The following is a 19684-nucleotide window of genomic DNA, read 5'->3' on the forward strand; positions in this document are numbered from 1 at the left end:
TATGAACCTGAAAAGAACATCTCTCCTATGCTGGGCTTTGTTGCTGTTATTCACACAAGCCTTACCACAGACAGCACGCCACAAGAAAGAGCGCACCGTAAGCATCCTCGGTCGTGTGGTCGACTCTTTCACCCATCTCTGCGTGCTTGACGCCAAGATTACCATCATGACTTCCGACAGCGTGATGGTGGACACCTGCCGAACCGTCACATGGAATAAAGAGGCCATACACCCCGATGCCTACTTCTATCTACGAAAGAAGCTGAGCGAAGACACCTACATCTTCAAGATAGAGCACCCCGATTACCAAACTACCTACATCAACCACGAACTACTTTTCAAAGGTAGACAGAGCAGCATAGCCCTGGATGACATGCCCATCCAGCGCAAACGCATGGAAGACAAAGAGCATACGCTGGACGAAGTGGTGGTGAAAAGCACCAAAATCAAGATGGTGATGAAAGGTGACACCTTGGTCTTCAACGCCGAAGCCTTTAACCTTCCACAGGGAAGTATGCTCGACGCGCTGATTAGGCAGCTGCCGGGAGCCACGCTCAACAGCCACGGAGAGATTTTCATCAATGGCCGAAAGCTGGATTATCTGACGCTCAACGGAAAAGATTTCTTCAAGAAAGACAATAAAACACTGATAGAAAACCTGCCCAGCTACACCGTGAAAGACTTGCAGGTGTTTGAGAAAAGCACCGAGAAGAGCAAAGCCTTGGGCGTGGATGTGGAGAAGAAAGACTACGTTATGGACATCCAACTGAAGAAAGAGTATGAGAAAAACTTCATCGCCAACGCCGACATAGCCGGAGGTACCAACAGCCGATACGCCACAAAGCTATTCGGTCTGTATTTCAACCCACGACTACAGATGTCTGTCTTCGCCAACCTCAACAACGTGAACGAAGACCGCAAGCCCGGAGAGAAAGGCGACTGGGACCCAACTAAGATGCCCAATGGACAGGTAACGCAGAAGACAGTGGGACTGAACCTTGCAACCAGCAACGATAAAAACACGATTACGGACAACGTGTCGACCAGTGTTTCCTGGCAAAACAGCCACAATGTGAGCCAAACAGCCTCCGAATCGTTCCTCAACACAGGCAACAACAGCTATTCAAGAAGCGTGTCAGACAGTAGATCGAAAGATTTCGAGACCCAGCTCCAACACCAATTTCAGATGAGTAAACCCTTCTGGCTACGTGTTGAGAACGCCCTCACATACCGCAAAAGTGACAACTGGAGCAACCTACGTGCTGGCTCCTTCAAACAAGACCCGGCACCCTGGGGCGACACTCAAGCCGTTCTTGACACCTTGTTCACCACGCCATGGAGCCGTCGAGTGCAAGACGCAGCCCTCAACAGACAGCGAAATCAAAGCTTTGGAGAAGGTCATTCGTTCCAGACATCCAATCGCCTATATGGTTCCTACCCATTGAAGTCGGGAGACGACATCTTCTTCCAAGGTTATTTCAGCTATGACAACACCAAACGAACGGCATTCGAACAATATCGATTAGAATATCTCCAGAGTGCGACAGCCAAAGATCAACGCGACAGATACGATGACACGCCCTCGCACAGCTACGAGTATAACGCATTCGTGGGCTATACATACCAACTTCCAAGTGGCTGGACTTTCTTTCCGGGATTGGCCTTCACCCAACAAATGAAATACACCAACAACTCAAAATACCGACTGGATCAGCTGCAAGAGTGGCAACAGCAAGCACACGAATTGGGAACCCTGCCCTCGTCACGCGACGCTCTGAGGCGAGCATTGGACTCCAACAACAGTTATCAAGGATATTTGAAGACACAGACACAGGAATTGTCTTTAACCGTCGACTACCGTAAACAAAGTGGCAAGAACTCATTCTTTATGGGTCTCAACATCCCCGTTCAACACAAAAAGCAACGTTTAGACTACAGGAGTACTGCTCTCAACACCAACATCAGTCAACAGACATGGAAGACATCATATAATCTGAACATGAGTGGCACCTATAATCAATACAGCATCTGGGCTTATGGCCAAATGAGAATCGACATGCCTGACCTGTATTCGAAAATCGACAGGCGCGACGACTCCAACCCCTTGGCGATCTCGTTGGGCAACCCAAATCTCAAAAACATCACGACCTACTTTGCCATGATTCACATTGCAGACCAACACAACAGACGATTCAAGTGGCCAACCTTGGATTTTACGCTTAATGTGCAACAAAACGCCGTGGCCAACGGCTTCACCTTCAACCCTACAACGGGCGTTTACACCTACAAACCGCAGAATGTGAAAGGCAACTGGGATGGCACGGCAGACATCTATTACAACTGCCCGTTAGACAGTGCCAAATACTTCACACTGGACAATAAATTGGAATACCGTTACAGTCGCAACGTAGACCTCACGGCTGTGGAGGGACATACCGAGAGCGTACTGAGCAAGGTGAACAACCACTGGACGCGAAACGAACTCTCGCTGAACTACCAAAAAGAAGATGCCACCTGCAGTTTGGTAGGCTCTTTGGGCTGGCGCAACGTCAATAGTAGGCGGGAAAACTTCCACACCATCAACGCTTACGATTTCAACTACGGCATCGTGGGCTCTTATCATTTCGGCTTCGGACTGGAAACAGGCATGGATCTGAAGATGTTCAGCCGCAGAGGATACGACGACCCGTCGTTCAACACCGATGATTGGGTGTGCAACGCCTACCTCAGTCAGTCGTTCTGCAAGGGGAAGTTAAGCGCCAAACTCGAAGCCTACGACCTTTTCCAACAACTTAAGAGCGTGTCGTACAACGTCAACGGACAAGGCAAGACCGAGACACGCTTCAACACCATTCCCCATTACGTCATGCTGCACCTGATGTACAAGCTGAACATCAGCGGAAAGAAAAAATAAACTTTGGCAAGCAATGGCGCATCCGTAAAAAGTCTAAGGATGACGGGCATGAAACCTATAAAATAACGACAAAAACGGAAGCCGGCCCGGCACCCACACCAATCTCATTGACTTTGACCACCAAACTCATTGACTTTGACCTCCAATCTCAATGAGTTTGGGCATCAATCTCAATGAGATTGGAAAAACGCCCTATGACGGTGCCTCAACCCATGGATGCGTGTCTAATATTCGTTAAATGTCCCTATAATAATTAGGTGTATCTGATATTTTTCGTACTTTTGCATCACACATCAAGAAGATTGTACGAGTATGGATGAAAACAGCATAGAGAAAGCAAAACACGACAACGTTTTTTTTAATGAATACGACACGCCCCACCACACCGTGCCGTTCAACCGCATTCGCTTCGAACACTATGAGGAGGCGTTCATGGAGGGCATACGCCGCGATGACGAAATCATCGAAAAGACCATCAACGACCCCGAGGAGCCTACGTTCGAGAACACCATCGCGCGCGTTGACACCTCGAAAGGCGAGCATTATTATGACTTGCTGGACCGCGTGTCAACCGTTTTCTCGTGTATGCTGTCGGCCGAAACCAATGACCAGTTGGACGAGCTGGCACAGAAGCTCAGTCCCATCCTCACCAAACATGCGAACGACGTGATGCTGAACAAGCGGTTGTTCGAGCGCGTGAAACATGTTTACGAGCATCATCGCGAGCTGACGCCCGAAGAGCAGATGCTGCTGGAGAAGTCGTACGATGGCTTTGTGCGCAGTGGTGCGTTGCTCGACGATGAAGGAAAGGACCACCTGCGCAAGCTAACCGAAGAGGCTGGCGTGCTGTCACTGCAGTTCTCACAAAACCTGCTCAAAGAGAACAAGGCGTACACGCTGCACATTACCGACGAGAAACAACTGGACGGGCTGCCCGACACCGCGCGCGAGGCTGCCGCCATGACGGCGAAAGAGCGGAATCTGGACGGCTGGGTGTTCACGCTCGACATGCCCAGCTACTCGCCGTTCATGACCTACTCAACCCAAAGAGACCTGCGCCGCCAAATGTACATGGCCCGCAACACGGTGTGCACGCACCAAAATGATGAGAACAACCTGGCCATCTGCCAACGCCTCATCAACCTGCGTCGCGAGATAGCCCAACTCTTGGGTTACGACACGTATGCCGACTATGTGCTGAAACACCGCATGGCATCCAAGGTGGAGAATGTATACCAGCTGCTCAACGACCTGATAGCGGCCTACAAGCCCACGGCACTGGAAGAGAAAGAGGCGCTCAGCGAGATTGCCAAGCGCCAGGAGGGAGCCGACTTTGTGATGGAGCCGTGGGACACAGCCTATTACAGTCATCAACTACAGATGGAGAAATACAACCTTGACGCAGAGATGTTGCGCCCTTACTTCAAGCTGGAGAACGTCATCAAGGGCGTCTTCGGACTGGCTACCCGCCTGTACGGCATCACCTTCAAGGAGAACAAAGCCATCCCGGTGTATCATCCCGACGTGAAAGCCTATGAGGTATCCGACAGTGACGGCTCGTATCTGGCCGTGCTGTACGCCGACTTCTTTCCGCGCAAGGGCAAGCAGGGCGGTGCCTGGATGACCGAATTTCAAGGTCAGTGGATAGACCGCAAGGGCAACAACGTGCGTCCCCATGCGTCGCTGGTGATGAACTTCACCAAGCCTACGGATGACAAACCGGCCCTGCTGACACTGGGTGAGGTGGAAACTTTCCTGCACGAGTTCGGCCATTCGCTGCACGGCATGTTCGCCAACACGCGGTTCGAGAGCCTCTCGGGCACCAACGTGTGGTGGGATTTCGTGGAGTTGCCCTCGCAGTTTATGGAGAATTTCGCCGTAGAGCGCGAGTTCTTGCAGACCTTCGCCTTTCATTACAAGACGGGTGAGGTGATTCCCGACGAACTGATCGACCGCATCGTGCGCAGCCGAAACTTCATGGCAGGCATGGCATGTCTGCGCCAGGTGAGCTTCGGACTGCTCGACATGGCCTACTATACACAGCGCGAAGCGTTCGAGGAAGACATCATCCCCTTTGAAAAGAAAGCCTGGGAGAAGGCCATCCTCGGCAAACAGCTGCCCGAGACGTGCATGACGGTACAGTTTTCGCACATCATGGCCGGCGGCTATGCGGCGGGCTACTACAGCTACAAGTGGGCCGAGGTGCTGGATGCCGACGCTTTCAGCGTGTTCAAACGTAACGGCATCTTCGACCAAGCCACTGCCCAGCGGTTCCGCGACAACATCCTTTCGAAGGGTGGAACGGAGCATCCCATGACGCTGTACAAGCGTTTTCGTGGACAAGAGCCCACCATCGACGCCCTGTTGGAGCGCAACGGCATCAAGCGACAACAGCGGGAAACGCAATTGCCCTAATCAACTTAATCAGCTTAATCAGCCCAACATCCACGATAACCCCCAAAAACAACATCGCCATGAGCAATGACAAACTTCATCAACTGGACCAACGCTACCTGCGCATGGCTCGCATCTGGGCCGAAAACTCGTACTGCCGCCGCCGACAGGTGGGTGCGTTGGTGGTGAAAGGCAACATGATCATCAGCGACGGGTACAACGGTACGCCGAGTGGATTTGATAATGTGTGCGAAGACGAGAATGGAGTTACCCATCCCTACGTGCTGCATGCGGAGGCCAATGCCATCACCAAACTGGCACGAAGTTCGAACAACAGCGACGGCTCTACGCTCTATGTGACGGCCTCACCGTGCATAGAATGCGCCAAACTCATCATACAAGCGGGCATCAAGCGGGTGGTGTATGCCGAGAAATACAGACTGGAAGACGGCATCAACCTGCTGAAGAGAGCTGGCATAGAAGTGATCTATCTAAACATCAATGACAATGAAACCAAATAAGTCGAATCGATTCGTGCCTCTGCTGATGGCCCTTTGTGGCATCATCGGCATCGGAGTGGGGTCGTTCTACTCCAATCATTTCTCGGGAAACCGACTGAACATCATCAATACGGGTACCAACCGAATCAACAACCTGTTGCACATCATCGACGACCAGTATGTGGACAAAGTGAATCTTGACTCGCTTGTGGAGGATGCCATGCCGAAGATTCTCACGGGCTTGGACCCTCATAGCGTTTACATCAGTGCCAAGGATGTGCAGGCAGCCAACCAAGAATTGCAGGGATCGTTCTCGGGTGTGGGCATCGAGTTCACCATCCGTGAGGACACCATCCATGTACAAAACGTCATTCAGAACGGTCCTGCCGAGCGTGCTGGCATCCTGGCAGGCGACAAAATCGTGGCGGTTGACGACAAACCCTTCGTGGGGAAAGTGGTGACCAATCAGGAAGCGATGAAACGACTCAAGGGTCCCAAGAACACAAAGGTGAAGATTGGCGTGGTGAGATATGGCGACAAAAAGCCACAGTCGTTTGTTGTCACCCGTGGAGACATCCCGCTGAAGAGCGTTTCGGCCACCTACATGATTGACGACAGCACAGGCTACATCCGCATCAAGAGCTTCGGTGAGACCACCTATGCCGAACTGTTGGTGGCGTTGGTGAAGCTGGGTGAGCAAGGATTCAAGAACCTTATCATCGACCTTCGCGACAACACGGGCGGCTATTTGCAATCGGCCGTACAGATGGCCAACGAGTTCTTGCCCAAAAACCGGCTCATCGTCTACACCGAAGGACGCAAGTCGCCCAGGCAGGAGTTCAGGTCAGACGGGCGAGGCAGCTACAAACAAATGCCATTGGTGGTGCTCATCAACGAAGGGTCGGCATCGGCCAGCGAGATTTTCGCTGGAGCCATGCAGGACAACGACCGTGCCACCATCATCGGACGGCGTTCGTTTGGCAAGGGACTGGTGCAGAAACAGATTGAATTTTCCGACGGAAGCATGGTCCGACTGACCATCGCACGCTATTATACCCCATCGGGACGCTGCATTCAGAAGCCCTACGTGCCGGGGGATGAACAAGACTATGCGCAAGATTTGCTAAGCCGTTATCAGCATGGGGAGTTCTTCTCGGAAGACTCTATCAAACATACCGGACCGGCATACCATACCGCCAACGGGCGTACCGTATATGGTGGAGGCGGTATTACGCCAGACCTCTTCGTGCCGGAAGACACCACGAACTACACCTCTTATTATAAGCAAGCCAGCATGAGCGGACTGATTTTACAGTTTGCCTTCTCGTATACGGACGATAATCGATTGAAACTGAACAACTTCAAGGAGATGATGGAAATGGAAGACTATCTCAAGAAGCAGAATCTGGTGGACAAGTTCGCCACCTATGCCGATAAGAAAGGACTGAAACGGCGCAACCTGATGATTAGAAAGTCGTACGACTTGCTCGACCGCTACATCAACAGTCGCGTGATATACAACATGCTCAACGAACAAGCTTGGCTGCAATACATCAATCAGGACGATGCATCCATTCGGGAAGCACTGAAAACATTCAGAAACAATGCAGCGTTCCCGAAGGCTCCTGAGCAGCAGAAAAATGGGAAGAAAGATTACAAGAAGGTGGCCAAAGCCAACCTTTTGCAACGACAACCCGAGGTAAGGCGACTGCCAGAAACCTACAGGGCATAGGAATTTTGGTCCAAACATGACAATAAAAAATAACCGAAAGATGAGCAAACAGAATCTCAGACAAGAAATGCGACAACGCAAAAAGACTTACGGCAGTGAACAATTGCGCCGGATGTCGCAACCCATCATCGAGGCTTTGCTTGCTCATCCGCGTTTAATGTCGGCTCACACCATCCTGCTTTATGCGTCACTGGCCGATGAAGTGAATACACATGAACTCATCAACACGCTGTTACAGCAGGGGAAAACACTACTCCTGCCCGTCGTAGTGGATGACCACACGATGAAAATATGTCGCTATACACACGATACAAACGTAGGGCATGGATCCTTTGGCATCATGGAACCCCAAGCAGAAGCGTTCACTGATTATGAGCAAATCGACCTGATATTAGTCCCAGGAATGGCCTTTGACCGCCATGGTCATCGTCTCGGTCGGGGAAAAGGCTATTACGATCGATTTCTTTCACAAGCGAAAGACTGTTATAAAATAGGTGTATGTTTTCCGTTTCAACTGGTTGACGAAGTGCCAACCGATGAACATGACGTGAGAATGGACGAGGTCATCACGCAAAAGTGCGCCGAGGATTGAGCGCTTAGTATATCCTCACCTCGGTGATGACCAAGGCTCCCACTTGCTCGTTGAGCCGTTTCACCAGTTGCGTTCGCATCATGGAAAGGTCTTGTCGCAAAGCCGGATTGAGTATTTTGACAAAGAGTGTCTGATTTTTAATAAAGCGTTCACCCGTATATTCATCGATGGTTTTGCCCACAACTGTGGGCCATGCGTCAATCAGACGACGCTGCAACAAGGGCGTTTCCAATCCGTTTTCACGCAAAGTCTGCTGCAAGATGTCCGCAAGTGTCTGTACTTTTCGTCTAAACATCCTTCTCCTCCGTCTCTTTTTTGGTGGCTAAAGCATCACTACCAGCAGCGTTTTGCCCACTTGTTAACCGCTCGCTGATCTCTCCATGCACCACCTCAAACAACTTATAATCAAACGAATGGCGGCTGAGGATGCTGTCCAAATGGTCACGATTGGTGTCGGTGATGAAGATTTGTCCATACGCATCACCCGCCACCATGTTCACAATGCGCTCTACCCGACCCGCATCCAGCTTGTCGAAGATATCGTCTAACAGGAGAAGTGGCGTGGTTGACGAGGCTGTTCGCTTGAGAAAATCAAACTGAGCCAGCTTCAATGCCAGCACATAGGTCTTGTTTTGTCCTTGACTTCCCTCGCGTTTGAGCTGATAACCACCAATCATCATCTCCAAATCATCACGATGTACCCCGTGAAGCGAATAGCCCACGGCACGGTCTTTGTGTCGGTCACGCTGGATGACATCAAGCAACGGCCCACGCTGTGCATGCGAGATATATTGCAATGATACCGTTTCGTGACACCCCGAAACATGGTCATAAATCGTTTGAAACACGGGAATGAACTCACGGACGAATGCATCGCGCTTGGCATAGATGGCCTCTCCCTGCGTTGCCATCTCCTGTTCAAGAATTTCCATCAACGCCCCATCTGGCTCTTGTTCGGCTTTCAACAGGGCATTTCGTTGTGTCAAGGCCTTGTTGTAACGACTCAACAGCTCTATATACGAATGATCCAACTGCGAAATAACCATGTCCAGGAAACGACGACGACCGTCACTTCCGCCCTCAATCAAGGCGGTATCAGCTGGAGAAACAAAGATGAGCGGAACCAATCCAATGTGTTGCGACAGACGTTTGTATTCCTTCTGATTGCGTTTGAATCGCTTTCTCGTGCCTCGTTTCATGCCACAATAGATGCGTTCTTCATCACCCATGTCATTGAGGTACATGCCGTCGAGTACAAAGAAGTCGCGATCATGCGTGATAACTTGCGAATCAATGGGATTAAAAGCACTGCGACAAAAGGACAAATAATACACGGCATCCAGCAGATTGGTCTTACCTTCGCCATTGTGTCCAATGAGACAATTCAACTTAGGCGAAAAGGTAAGGTCGGCTACCTGAATGTTCTTATAATTAAGTATGGATATCTTTTTGAGGATCATAGCAAATATGCCCTTGACAGACTGCGTTACAGCCGTCGGGTTCATGCAAAGTTAAGTGTTTTAGAGGGGAAAAACGAAAAAAGTAAGCAATATATTTCAATATATGAGATAAATGCGTTAATTTTGCAACGCATCATAGTCGGGAAGGCACTTCACGTCAGGAACCGACGTCACTGCTTATCAGAAAAAACAATAAAAAAACATCATCAATAAATGGCAAACAATCAAGTGAAGAGAGATCAGGAAAACAAAGATACTCTCACCCAATCACAGGCTTTCTTTGAGAAATACAAAAAGCCCATCATCATTGCAGTCGTAGCCCTCGTTGTCATCATCGTCGGGGCATTCCTTTACAATGCTTACGTTTCCAAACCACGAGCTGAAAAAGCCAGTACAGAGCTGGGTAAGGGTCAACAGTATTTCAATGAAGGCGATTATGAAAAAGCGCTTAACGGCGACAAGATTAAATATGGAGGCTTTGTAAAGGTCGCCAGCGACTACAGCAGCACTGATGCAGGCAACTTGGCCAACCTCTATGCCGGCCTCTGTTATGCCAACCTGGGCAAGTGGAAGGAAGCCGTGAAATACTTGAGCGAATACAATGGTGCCAATGATGCCATGGTAAGTCCGGCTGCTTTGGCCGCACTTGGCAACGCATACGCACACCTCAACCAACTGGATAAGGCGGTAGAAAACCTGAAAAAGGCTGCCAAGAAAGCTGACAGCAAAGGGGATGACGGCGTAAACAACAGTCTGTCGCCTACTTTCTTGATGCAGGCTGCTAAGATTTTGGAAAGCCAGAACAAGAAAAGCGATGCACTATCGATGTATCAAGACATCAAGAAAACGTATGTCAACTCGGCTGTTGTACAGAGTGGAGAGATTGACAAATACATCGAACGCACTTCTCGATAAGACTCATGGCAACCTCATTACACCCCCTCTCCAGCTACGATGCGTCGAAAGTGCCTGATGCCAGCAACATGTGTTTCGGCATTGTGGTGTCCGAATGGAATCCCGAAATAACGGGTGCCCTACTGGATGGATGCGTAGCTACGCTCGAGAAACATGGCACTTTGCCCGAGAACATCCATGTAAAGACGGTACCTGGCAGCTTCGAACTCATCTATGGTGCCCATCAGATGGTGCTCAATGGCGGGTATGACGCCGTCATCATCTTGGGAAGTGTTATTCGTGGAGAGACGCCCCACTTTGACTATATCTGCCAAGGTGTTACCCAGGGAATCGCTCACATCAATGCCAAAAGTGAGATACCGGTAGTCTTCGGCTTGCTGACAACCAACGATTTGCAGCAAGCTCAAGACAGAAGCGGTGGCAAACTGGGCAACAAGGGAGATGAATGTGCCGTGGTAGCCATCAAAATGGCTAAGTTTTAACAAGCCAGAACAAGGCTCATCAAACAAAAAGAACATATCAGCAGCGAACATTGAAAGACTTCGCAGCCATAGATTTTGAAACTGCCAACAGCTGCAGAAGCAGCGTTTGCAGCGTAGGTGTGGTGATAGTAGAGAATGGGAAGATTACCGATTCGTACTATCACCTCATTCGTCCTTACCCCAATTACTACCATCCACGCAACATCGCCGTGCATGGTATTTTACCCTCAGACACGCAAGATGCGCCCACTTTCCCTGAAGTGTGGGCCGAAATAGCGCCCCTCATCAAGCACCTTCCATTGGTGGCGCACAACAAAGCTTTTGATGAGAGCTGCCTGAAGGCCTGCTTTGCATCCTACGGCATGGCCTATCCCAACTATCCTTTCTATTGTACGTTGATCGCTTCACGCAGAGTTTTCTGCCATCACGAATTGGCCAATCACCAGTTACACACGGTAGCGGCCCATTTGGGTTACAACTTAGTGAACCATCACCACGCCTTAGCCGATGCTGAAGCCTGCTCGGTTATCGCATTAAACATCCTCTGACGAACGAGAAACGAAGACGAAAAACGTGTCTAAAAACCAGCACACACGCCCCATGCAGATAGGATGAACGATGTTAAAAGCCACTACTTTCAACCCATACAGCACACGCATCCATACACACTGAATACAATAAAGACAACAATATCAAAGAATTATGAAACTATTTCACCTTTTACAAGCCTACGAATTCGATGAAATCATGCCCGTCATCAATGACATGTTTCCCGGAACCAACAAGTTTCGTCCACAGCTGAAGATGGCATACGACATGCTGCTCACCATGAAACCAGTGAACAACAGCAAGGCCATCCGTTACAAGGTCATGCCCGGCGACAAGCCCGACCACTCGTATGTGGGTGCTGAAGACAGCTGTTTCAACGCTACCTGGGAGGTATGTCTGGGCAAGGACATATCGCGTGGGCAAGGTGTTGACTTGGATGACGCTGAATTGCTGGCCAACGCGCTGGTCAACCTCTGTCTGCAAGCCAAATATCCCAAAGAGTTCGAGCCAGCACACCAGAAACTAATGCGGGGGTAAGGTGCAACAACGGCATGCACCGAACCATCTTTCAACCAGCGTGAACAAACACCCAATCCCCCTTCTGACGCTTACTGGATGTTCCACCTCAGCCCCACTTGCAGGTGAACGTTCAGCGGTTTGTCCTTAAAGAAGTTCTGCGTTTCGCTCTTGTTGTCGAAGTAATATTTCACGCCAGGCTCGAAATAAGCGCCAAGATGCGGCGTAAAGTCATACTGCAAGCCCAAAGCAGCCTGGGTAGACAGCTGCAATTTGTCCTTGGGCATGTCGTGTTTGATGCCCTCTTTCACCGTTTTGGCATCCACATTGAAGTCGACTTGCCCACCTGCGGTGACGTATGTTTTTAGTTTTTTGTTGCCCCAAACCATGAAATTCACATTCAGTGGTATTCCCACATAGTGCAAAGTTTGGCGACGGGTAAGCCTACTGTCATCCAATACTTGAATGAAATCGGAAGACAGTTTCGTGTACACCAACCCCGATGTCAATGTCCATCGCTGGTTGAGGGCATATCCTGCCGTCAATCCAAACGACACTGGCTGGTGATGATCCGTCTCCTCGTGTGACTGAAGGGCGATGGGCGATGCCGCCTCTGCATAGAACAATTCAGGAGCGGCCTTTGCCAAATTGTAGTTAGCCACCATCTCTGCAGGCGCTGCAAGACCGTTACGTCCCGAATAAGTACCCACCGAATTAGCCGCATAGAGATTCATCGTCACCTTCGCATCCTGGCGTGAACCATGGATGCGCTGCCTCTCGGCAGGCAAAAACGTTTGCGAAGGCCTTCCACCCTCGTTCTTTCGCACGGCCGATGGTTGCGGTTGTTCAGCTACTTTGGCTGCTGTTTCGGCGGATGACTCTTCGGGTTGTCCGCCCTTTTCCATATCCTTATTCATCAAATCTTGTGGCCTGTCCGAAGGTTCTGCCGCCTTTTCCTGCACCAAAGCCATCAACGGTTGATTACTATCTGCGCCTCGCCGCACGGCCGACAACGCCTTTTTAACACGCGATACCACCGACTCGTGTGCTTGTTCGGCAAGCACCATCGGTTCAATCTGTTGGGTGCTGGGTTGCAAACCAGCCGGTTGCTGTTCGGTTTCCGTCCGTGCCACCTCTTTTCCCATCTGTTCTTGATGGTTGAACAGCACATATCCTGCTCCGCCCATCAAAGCTAAAACGATGGCCGCCGCTGCTGCATAACGCCGCCAGCGCATCACCACAGCCGGCTTCCCAACAATCTTTTGTTGGTCAAGCGCCTGTTCAATGCCAGCCCATAAGTCATCCTTAACAGGTTCCTGATGGTCCGCAATGCGCCGTTGTATATCTTTTATCCAATCATCATTCTTCATATTGTCGTCGTCTTTGAATATTCTTGAATCATTTTTGCCAACAAGTTTTTCGCCCTAAAATATTGCGAAGCCGATGTACTCTCCTTGATACCCAGGTCTGATGCGATTTCACGATGGCTTTTCTCCTCGAACACAAACTGGTTGAACACCGTCCTGTAGCCAGCAGGGAGCTGCTGTATCATCTGCATCACCACACTCATGGGAATGTTTTTCACATCCACCTCTTCATCCTCATCAGCCACGTCGGGCATCTCATCCACGAATTGTAGCCGCTGGTTTTGCTTGAGATAGTTCAGCGATTCGTTGGCCACAATTCGCATCACCCACGCCTTCAGCGAGCCCTCACCGCGGTAACTGAACCCGTTGATGGCTGCGAACACTTTCACGAAGCTGTCCTGCAACACATCTTGCACAGCGTCACGGTCGGCTATATACCGCAGCCCAACGGCCATGGCATATCCACTATAACGCTCATACAACCGGCGCATGGCCGTACGTTTACCTTGAAGTATATCCTCCAAAAGACTTTTTTCAGTCTCCACTTGTTCTGGTTTTCTTCGTAGATTTAAATTGAATGGTCTGCGACGGCTTGTATTCCTTCAGCAACTCCCCGTCTAATCGAACCTCGGCCAACTGCAAAAAGGCGACGAAGGCCGTGGTCTGCTTGTCGTACACCGCCTTGCTATTGTTCAGTTCCATAACCAACTGCACCTTGTGTGTGTGGCCCTTGGCCTTCACCGTTATCTCGACATCGTGTGGCAAGAGCGTAAAATAGCGCGAACTGGCCGAGTAAGCGGTTTCCAAATAAGACACACTATAGCTGCCACTCCGCACATCGTCCAACGCCTCAACGCCCAGTTTGCGCGCGATGGTCTGTTGCACGTCGTGGGCCAACGGCAGGGTTGAATACACTTGTTGCAGGCCCATCTCTAATTCAGCCGAGCCAATGTTCTGACCATTGATGCTCCATATCCCTTCAAACTGCCCGTAATATTCTGGCGACAGATGCGCTGAATCCAAGGTTCCAAGGCCCATTTCGTCCCCGTCACCAACCGCACAACTCGCGCACAGCAGACCTATCAAGAAGTAAAAAACATATTTCATCATTCTCATTTTATCTCTTCTGCATTCCCGGCATCATCCCCTTGATTTCTACCTTGAATACAGTTACCTTTCATCATTATAACTACAAATATAAAAAATCTTGCATGGCAATCGCAAGTTTTTGCCATTTATTTTGTTTCAGCTATGGTTCTTACATTTAAAGGCGATGTCGTGGAACTACGAATGAATCCAATCAAACCAATGAACTGAACAAGATAATGAACGCAAGCGTTCTGCGAATGGAACGAATCTGCCGAGCGAACAATAACAATTTGATAATCAATACGTTGCACAATCACAAGATTTCTACTTCCAATAGCATTGAGTTTGGCATTCAAAGTCATTGGGTTTGGCAGCTAAAAGCATTGAGTTTGGCAGCTAAAAGCATGGAGATTGAAATACAGCCTCAATAGGCGGGGTACGGCATGGTTCAAATCAAAAAAATAAAAAAAATGGCAGAGTCGATGCAAGATTTTACCACTTATTGTGTTTAGTTATAAAAAGTCAAATTAACAAACACGATGAAAGAAAAATTCTACCATGCGAAAAGGCATTTCGTAGCAACGGCTCTGCTGCTTTTCGCCACCTCGCCTTTGTGGGCACAACAACCAGAAAACAAGGGTTATCCGTATCAAAAATATGAGGTAACATTCGCTGTGGGTATGCCTATCGAAGACGCTTCCAACTTTTTCGGCTACCCCTCTACATCGCTGCCCAATGAAACGCCTTTGGACAAGTACCACTGGGGCAAGTACTACCTCAAGGGTGAACGCACCTCACCCATTTTCTCCCTGGGTCTACACTATCACTTCAGCAAACATTGGGCCGTGGGTTTGCAAGCCTCCTATCACCATATGTGGCGACAATGCTTCGAAACCACGACTGGCAACCATGCCTATAGTTTCAACCTGCACCATACGGCGTTGATGGCAAGTATGAGATATTATTATGCCATTCGGGCGAAACATTGCTTTTACAGCGGCCTATCGCTCGGTGTGGGGCAGCTGTTATACAAAAGTTATACCGACCACAACTTCACCAGTTCGTACAACATCGCAGCCGATTTTACCTTGTTTGGTTTCATGATTGGCACCAAGTTGTATGGCTTTGGCGAACTGGGCTCTTATCAAATGGGCTCGCTTAGGGCCGGCATGGGTTACAGATTTTAAAAACAAACACAGACAGAAAAATGAAAACAAAACTATTGACAGGCATCATGGCCATACTGGTTCTTTCGGGATGTGAAAGAGGCTTGACCGAATACAACAACAGTGACGAAAGCACCACGGCGACGAAAGCCGGATATCGGGCATACGGATACACCGAAGAATACCTCGAATATTTTACCGACATCATCGCTTACACGCGCATGTTCAGGGAATATATCCGCCAAAACACCCTCGAAGGTCGTGACTCGGTGAACGCGCTTTACTTCAAAAACATCAACATCGTGAAGCAGAAAGACCCCAAGAACCTGGAAGACATCTATATGCTGAAGGCCTGGAACATGCCTGGAAGGAACAACTATACCATCAGTTACACCCGCCCCGAAGGTGATACATGGAAGATTCAAGCGGTCGTGGAGCACTTGGATGTAGAGCTGATTTTCTTTCTCACCATTGACAACATCTACGCACAGCAATGGACGATAAGTGAAAGTTCGTGCCTCCCCAAGGCACTGCTCTACATGAAGAACAGTCAAAAGACAAAGACCCGAGTGTATGATGACGAATATATCAAATACGAACCGTACGACAAAACCTTCCAAGTGACCAACAAACCGCTCACCGTAGAATGGTGGAAGACGAAGGTTGACTTATTTATTTTTGAACTGTCGGGAAGCGGAATGCTGGAAAGTTACGCCAAACCTAAGCTGCGCATGACCTACCAGTTCACCTCACCCATCACCGTGGTCACCCATGGTGCCTTTCTCGAAGACCCCAAAAATATCAAATGGGAAAATCGATGCAACCAGTTAACCACCCTTCAGACAGGTCAACTGGAACTGAATGTGGCTGACAGCATCAGCAACACCACAGACAAATATGTCGTTCGGCTCAACGACGACAAGCTACAGATTGTCACCCCAAAGGCCAACGATGAATGGATGAGGAACTGACAAGCCATCAAGTTGTTAAGACAGCGATTGACCTACAACCTCACGGGAATGGCAACGACCAGCTCCGTGAGGTCGGCTTTGGTTTGATGGGCTTTGATGTTGATGCCCGCTTTCAATCCGCCCAGCACCGGAAAGGCATAATGCAAGCCAATGCGTTCGTAATATTTCGATTCGTTGAACAAAGCGTTGTAGCCCATCTGTCGGTGCAAGTACCAGCCAAACGACAGGCCCAGCGACAGCCGGTGATAGAACACTTCGTGCTTGGCAGCGATTCCTAACGACCACGGACTGTGCTTGGCAACGTTGCCTTGCCGCGCATCTAAGTCGGCAATGTGCGAAGCATAGGTTCCATAAAACCAATCAATGCCCACACCCGAGGCCCACCTGCGCGCATAACGGCACATCACGTCGGCCTGTAACGAGTAGGCTGCATACACCTTAAAATGTTCGGTACGATAATCAGGATGCGAGGGATCGGTTCTAAATTGCGTGGTGAGCCAATCCTCCAACATGGTTTTAGCACCTACGCCTGCTGCAAAATTGAGGTACCAATAGCGTTGAAAAGGTTGATAAAAACGAGGATGGGCGGTATTAATCAACTGTTTGTAATACGGTTCGTACACCACTCCAAGGGATGTACCCACCGCATTGGAACCTTTGTTGGGCCGATATAAAGCACCATTGCTGTGATGGACGAATTCGATGGCACCGCGTATGCCACATTGATTGTTGAGATGATAGGTAGCATGCACACCGGCACCGAAATAAATAAGAGCATGGGTCCCAATCAACTCGTTGTCAATATTGTTTTGTTTGTTGTACTTTAGGTGGCTGTACCCCACACCAAAGCTGAACGAATAGGCCATTTCCCACCGCAAATGGCGAAAGAAAGGGCGATAAAACTTACCATACAGCGACACCGTGTTGCCCAAACGAGAATTGTAATCCACCTCTTTTGCCTGTCCCCATGCAGGGTCTGGGTCACGATGTAGGCTCACTTGATTATTCAAAGTGTAACGCAAGCCCAAGGTGAGCGATGGATATCCAAAGTCAGAAGCAAAGGCATCACTGTCGTTAGGCAATGCCACGCGCCCTATTTCTGCGGCCAACGAGAGGTTTGGCGTCTTCTTAATCCACCGTTCAGCGTATTGGTCAAGGGCGACTAACCTACCAGGCATGACCTGCAAAGAATAATTATAATGGTGCAACGAGTCGGCCTGTTCGGCGCAAACATCGGTACTCATCAAGAGCAATCCTACAATCAACGGCAACACTCTCATCCATCAAACGGCTTTATCCATCACACCTGCCCCAAACACTCGTTGTACATTGGCATTGGTTTGGCTTGCAACTTCTTCCTCACTCACCTGATAACTCTGTGCCAACTGCTTCAGTACTAAGGCCACGAAGGCACTTTCGTTGCGCTTACCACGATTGGGAGTGGGCGCCATGTACGGACTGTCGGTTTCCAAGACGATGCGGTTGAGCGGCACATGGGTGGGCAACATCTCTCGCAGGTTACTGCTCTTGAACGTCAACACGCCGCCAATACCCAGCACAAATCGTTGGAAGCTCAACAGTTCCGCAGCCTCTTTGTCGTTACCAGTGAAACAATGAAACACGCCACCCGGCAAGTCTTTTTCGTATTTTCGTAACAATTTCACCATTTCGTTTTGCGCCTTTCGGCAGTGTATCATCAGTGGCAGCTGACATTCCACGGCCCACTTCACTTGTTCTTCAAAAGCCTCAAGTTGCTCGTGTTCGTATTCTCGGCTCCAATAATAGTCCAATCCAACCTCACCAACGGCGATACATCGTGGCTCATCGTTCGTTCCAACCAAGTTGTCAAGCAAGTGTTGTTTCATGTTTTTCAACACGTCCTTCCAGTCGTCCCTCACCTCTTCCGGATGCAATCCTATCATGGGATGCAGCGTATCGGGATATTTTCGACACACATTCATCAATTCAGACAAATGAACAAGGTCGATGGCGGGCACGAATATCTTTTCCACACCGGCCGCTTTGGCACGTGCGATAACCTCGGGAAGGTCGTCTTGAAACTCTTCTCCATCCAAATGAGCGTGTGTATCTATGAAAGTTGTCGTCATAAAAATTGTGATTGAATGTGACGGAAGTTGTTATAAAATGTGACAGTCGTTGTTATAGAACGTAGAATTAGTAAAGACAAAACGTGCAGAAAAGCGCTTGTTTCACTTGCCTGTCAAGCCTTTTGCATTTGCTCCACAACCTTGTGGCAAGCCATGGGTAAGACTATTCGCCATACAGATGCTCCTCGTGTCTGCGATAATAATACACCACGCCGAGCTTCCGACAGGCAGGAAAGCGCACTTCGGGCGGTTCGTTCTCAAAATGTTTCTCTATTTGATTCCAAATATCCAACAGTACTTCATCTACCTCTGGGCGCAAGAGGGCGATTTCTTCCTGCGTCTTTTTTGTCTTGGCCGTCAGTGTTTGCAGTTGTTCATGTGCCTCTTTGAATATGTCATGATGCGTAAACACCATGCTGATAGTAGGATTATAGATGGGACATCCGCCTTTCTTGATTCGCTCTTTCTCTCCCTTTACCACCTTTTTCCCCCACTCTTTCAAGGCTTCTGCATTCTTGATGTCGGGCAAACTCGCTGCATTTGGCTCCAAACCGTAGAGCTGTAGCTGCTTATTCTTGATTTCTCCCCGCTCAACGCACATGAACAAAACTTGCAAGAAATGACTAAGATACAGGGTAGCATTACGCTGTAGCTTGTTCACCCTTCGGCTCTGTCGAGCCTGAACCTGCTTACTGATGCGGTATTGGTCGCAAGCTGTGAGCAATCTGTCGTACAATTGTTGAGCCTTGTTGAGCAACTTCCAGTCCACGAATCTATTCCTAACGGTATAGATATCGTTATTGTCCAGCAGCGTCTTGAGAGCTTTCAATCGTGCGGCATCAGTCTTTGGGAGTCTTCTATAGGGCAAAACAAACGAATTTTAACAGGGTGAATAGGTTATAGGTGAGGTGGGTTGCAGGAGCTGTAGA

The 19684-nt window shown here is 49.3% G+C and carries 19 protein-coding genes; 11 read left to right on the forward strand and 8 right to left on the reverse strand.

Annotated elements, in window-relative coordinates; all coding sequences use genetic code 11:
- The first annotated feature begins 1 nt into the window (after position 1).
- The 5 genes from NQ518_RS06095 (at position 2) to NQ518_RS06115 (ending at position 8132) form a co-directional block, all read left to right on the forward strand.
- Positions 2-2914, forward strand: coding sequence for an outer membrane beta-barrel family protein (locus NQ518_RS06095; protein WP_227960464.1), 2913 nt, complete (start codon positions 2-4; stop codon positions 2912-2914).
- 312 nt (positions 2915-3226) lie between these two features.
- Entirely contained in the window at positions 3227-5329 is a 2103-nt protein-coding gene (locus NQ518_RS06100; RefSeq protein WP_227960463.1) for a M3 family metallopeptidase, read from the forward strand.
- Between the two features lie 59 nt (positions 5330-5388).
- On the forward strand, positions 5389-5829 hold the full coding sequence (locus NQ518_RS06105; protein ID WP_036878728.1) for a deoxycytidylate deaminase: 441 nt from the start codon (positions 5389-5391) through the stop codon (positions 5827-5829).
- Positions 5816-7540, forward strand: coding sequence for a S41 family peptidase (locus NQ518_RS06110; RefSeq protein ID WP_227960461.1), 1725 nt, complete (start codon positions 5816-5818; stop codon positions 7538-7540). The genes NQ518_RS06105 and NQ518_RS06110 overlap by 14 nt, the downstream gene beginning before the upstream one ends.
- Before the next feature lie 40 nt (positions 7541-7580).
- Positions 7581-8132 (forward strand): 5-formyltetrahydrofolate cyclo-ligase, encoded by a 552-nt coding sequence (locus NQ518_RS06115; protein ID WP_227960459.1) that lies wholly within the window; start codon positions 7581-7583, stop codon positions 8130-8132.
- 4 nt (positions 8133-8136) lie between these two features.
- Here NQ518_RS06115 and NQ518_RS06120 read toward each other — a convergent pair whose 3' ends face one another.
- Both NQ518_RS06120 and recF read right to left on the reverse strand, forming a co-directional pair.
- The gene (locus tag NQ518_RS06120; RefSeq protein ID WP_227960457.1) at positions 8137-8427 is read right to left on the reverse strand and encodes a DciA family protein; all 291 of its coding nucleotides are present in this window, start codon (positions 8425-8427) and stop codon (positions 8137-8139) included.
- Positions 8420-9592 (reverse strand): DNA replication/repair protein RecF, encoded by a 1173-nt coding sequence (gene recF, locus NQ518_RS06125; protein ID WP_227962416.1) that lies wholly within the window; start codon positions 9590-9592, stop codon positions 8420-8422. The genes NQ518_RS06120 and recF overlap by 8 nt, the downstream gene beginning before the upstream one ends.
- A 213-nt stretch (positions 9593-9805) precedes the next feature.
- Between recF and NQ518_RS06130 the strand changes: the two genes are divergently transcribed.
- The 4 genes from NQ518_RS06130 to NQ518_RS06145 all read left to right on the forward strand — a co-directional run bounded on the left by NQ518_RS06130 (position 9806) and on the right by NQ518_RS06145 (position 12075).
- Entirely contained in the window at positions 9806-10507 is a 702-nt protein-coding gene (locus NQ518_RS06130; RefSeq protein ID WP_227960455.1) for a tetratricopeptide repeat protein, read from the forward strand.
- Between the two features lie 5 nt (positions 10508-10512).
- A complete protein-coding gene (ribH, locus tag NQ518_RS06135; protein WP_004348118.1) occupies positions 10513-10989 on the forward strand; it encodes a 6,7-dimethyl-8-ribityllumazine synthase in 477 nt (158 codons plus the stop codon).
- A gap of 50 nt (positions 10990-11039) precedes the next feature.
- Positions 11040-11537: a 3'-5' exonuclease gene (locus NQ518_RS06140; RefSeq protein WP_227960453.1), complete on the forward strand. Its 498-nt coding sequence runs from the start codon at positions 11040-11042 to the stop codon at positions 11535-11537.
- Between the two features lie 154 nt (positions 11538-11691).
- Positions 11692-12075, forward strand: a complete 384-nt coding sequence (locus NQ518_RS06145; RefSeq protein ID WP_227960451.1) for a hypothetical protein — start codon at positions 11692-11694, stop codon at positions 12073-12075.
- A gap of 71 nt (positions 12076-12146) precedes the next feature.
- On the opposite strand, the gene NQ518_RS06150 is transcribed toward NQ518_RS06145, so the two are convergent.
- Genes NQ518_RS06150 through NQ518_RS06160 form a run of 3 tightly spaced genes read right to left on the reverse strand, consistent with a single transcriptional unit; the run spans position 12147 to position 14531 of the window.
- Positions 12147-13424: an outer membrane beta-barrel protein gene (locus NQ518_RS06150; RefSeq protein WP_227960449.1), complete on the reverse strand. Its 1278-nt coding sequence runs from the start codon at positions 13422-13424 to the stop codon at positions 12147-12149.
- The gene (locus NQ518_RS06155; RefSeq protein WP_227206885.1) at positions 13421-13966 is read right to left on the reverse strand and encodes an RNA polymerase sigma factor; all 546 of its coding nucleotides are present in this window, start codon (positions 13964-13966) and stop codon (positions 13421-13423) included. Before NQ518_RS06155 ends, NQ518_RS06150 begins: the two co-directional genes overlap by 4 nt.
- Positions 13956-14531, reverse strand: a complete 576-nt coding sequence (locus NQ518_RS06160; RefSeq protein WP_227960447.1) for a hypothetical protein — start codon at positions 14529-14531, stop codon at positions 13956-13958. Before NQ518_RS06160 ends, NQ518_RS06155 begins: the two co-directional genes overlap by 11 nt.
- 518 nt (positions 14532-15049) lie before the next feature.
- On the opposite strand from NQ518_RS06160, the gene NQ518_RS06165 reads away from it, so the two are divergent.
- Positions 15050-15697, forward strand: a complete 648-nt coding sequence (locus NQ518_RS06165) for a porin family protein (RefSeq protein WP_227960445.1) — start codon at positions 15050-15052, stop codon at positions 15695-15697.
- Between the two features lie 20 nt (positions 15698-15717).
- Entirely contained in the window at positions 15718-16647 is a 930-nt protein-coding gene (locus NQ518_RS06170) for a hypothetical protein (RefSeq protein WP_227960443.1), read from the forward strand.
- 32 nt (positions 16648-16679) lie between these two features.
- On the opposite strand, the gene NQ518_RS06175 is transcribed toward NQ518_RS06170, so the two are convergent.
- The 3 genes from NQ518_RS06175 to NQ518_RS06185 form a co-directional block, all read right to left on the reverse strand.
- Positions 16680-17927 carry an acyloxyacyl hydrolase gene (locus NQ518_RS06175; RefSeq protein WP_260107763.1) on the reverse strand — a complete coding sequence of 416 codons (1248 nt, stop codon included), beginning with the start codon at positions 17925-17927 and terminating at the stop codon, positions 16680-16682.
- 3 nt (positions 17928-17930) lie between these two features.
- Positions 17931-18755 (reverse strand): TatD family hydrolase, encoded by an 825-nt coding sequence (locus NQ518_RS06180; RefSeq protein ID WP_227960439.1) that lies wholly within the window; start codon positions 18753-18755, stop codon positions 17931-17933.
- Positions 18756-18918: 163 nt separating this feature from the next.
- Complete coding sequence (locus NQ518_RS06185; protein WP_227960438.1) at positions 18919-19623, reverse strand: hypothetical protein; 705 nt, start codon at positions 19621-19623, stop codon at positions 18919-18921.
- Positions 19624-19684 lie beyond the last annotated feature (61 nt).

It is taken from the genome of Hoylesella buccalis ATCC 35310, assembly GCF_025151385.1.
Taxonomy (GTDB): domain Bacteria; phylum Bacteroidota; class Bacteroidia; order Bacteroidales; family Bacteroidaceae; genus Prevotella; species Prevotella buccalis.

Coding starts and splice junctions, on each gene's coding strand:
- NQ518_RS06165 (WP_227960445.1), top strand. CDS start 15,050: ATGAAAGAAAAATTCTACCATGCGAAAAGGCATTTCGTAGCAACGGCT.
- NQ518_RS06095 (WP_227960464.1), top strand. CDS start 2: ATGAACCTGAAAAGAACATCTCTCCTATGCTGGGCTTTGTTGCTGTTA.
- NQ518_RS06110 (WP_227960461.1), top strand. CDS start 5,816: ATGAAACCAAATAAGTCGAATCGATTCGTGCCTCTGCTGATGGCCCTT.
- NQ518_RS06120 (WP_227960457.1), bottom strand. CDS start 8,427: ATGTTTAGACGAAAAGTACAGACACTTGCGGACATCTTGCAGCAGACT.
- recF (WP_227962416.1), bottom strand. CDS start 9,592: ATGATCCTCAAAAAGATATCCATACTTAATTATAAGAACATTCAGGTA.
- NQ518_RS06100 (WP_227960463.1), top strand. CDS start 3,227: ATGGATGAAAACAGCATAGAGAAAGCAAAACACGACAACGTTTTTTTT.
- NQ518_RS06180 (WP_227960439.1), bottom strand. CDS start 18,755: ATGACGACAACTTTCATAGATACACACGCTCATTTGGATGGAGAAGAG.
- NQ518_RS06170 (WP_227960443.1), top strand. CDS start 15,718: ATGAAAACAAAACTATTGACAGGCATCATGGCCATACTGGTTCTTTCG.
- NQ518_RS06130 (WP_227960455.1), top strand. CDS start 9,806: ATGGCAAACAATCAAGTGAAGAGAGATCAGGAAAACAAAGATACTCTC.
- NQ518_RS06115 (WP_227960459.1), top strand. CDS start 7,581: ATGAGCAAACAGAATCTCAGACAAGAAATGCGACAACGCAAAAAGACT.
- NQ518_RS06175 (WP_260107763.1), bottom strand. CDS start 17,927: ATGAGAGTGTTGCCGTTGATTGTAGGATTGCTCTTGATGAGTACCGAT.
- NQ518_RS06105 (WP_036878728.1), top strand. CDS start 5,389: ATGAGCAATGACAAACTTCATCAACTGGACCAACGCTACCTGCGCATG.
- NQ518_RS06145 (WP_227960451.1), top strand. CDS start 11,692: ATGAAACTATTTCACCTTTTACAAGCCTACGAATTCGATGAAATCATG.
- NQ518_RS06150 (WP_227960449.1), bottom strand. CDS start 13,424: ATGAAGAATGATGATTGGATAAAAGATATACAACGGCGCATTGCGGAC.
- ribH (WP_004348118.1), top strand. CDS start 10,513: ATGGCAACCTCATTACACCCCCTCTCCAGCTACGATGCGTCGAAAGTG.
- NQ518_RS06160 (WP_227960447.1), bottom strand. CDS start 14,531: ATGATGAAATATGTTTTTTACTTCTTGATAGGTCTGCTGTGCGCGAGT.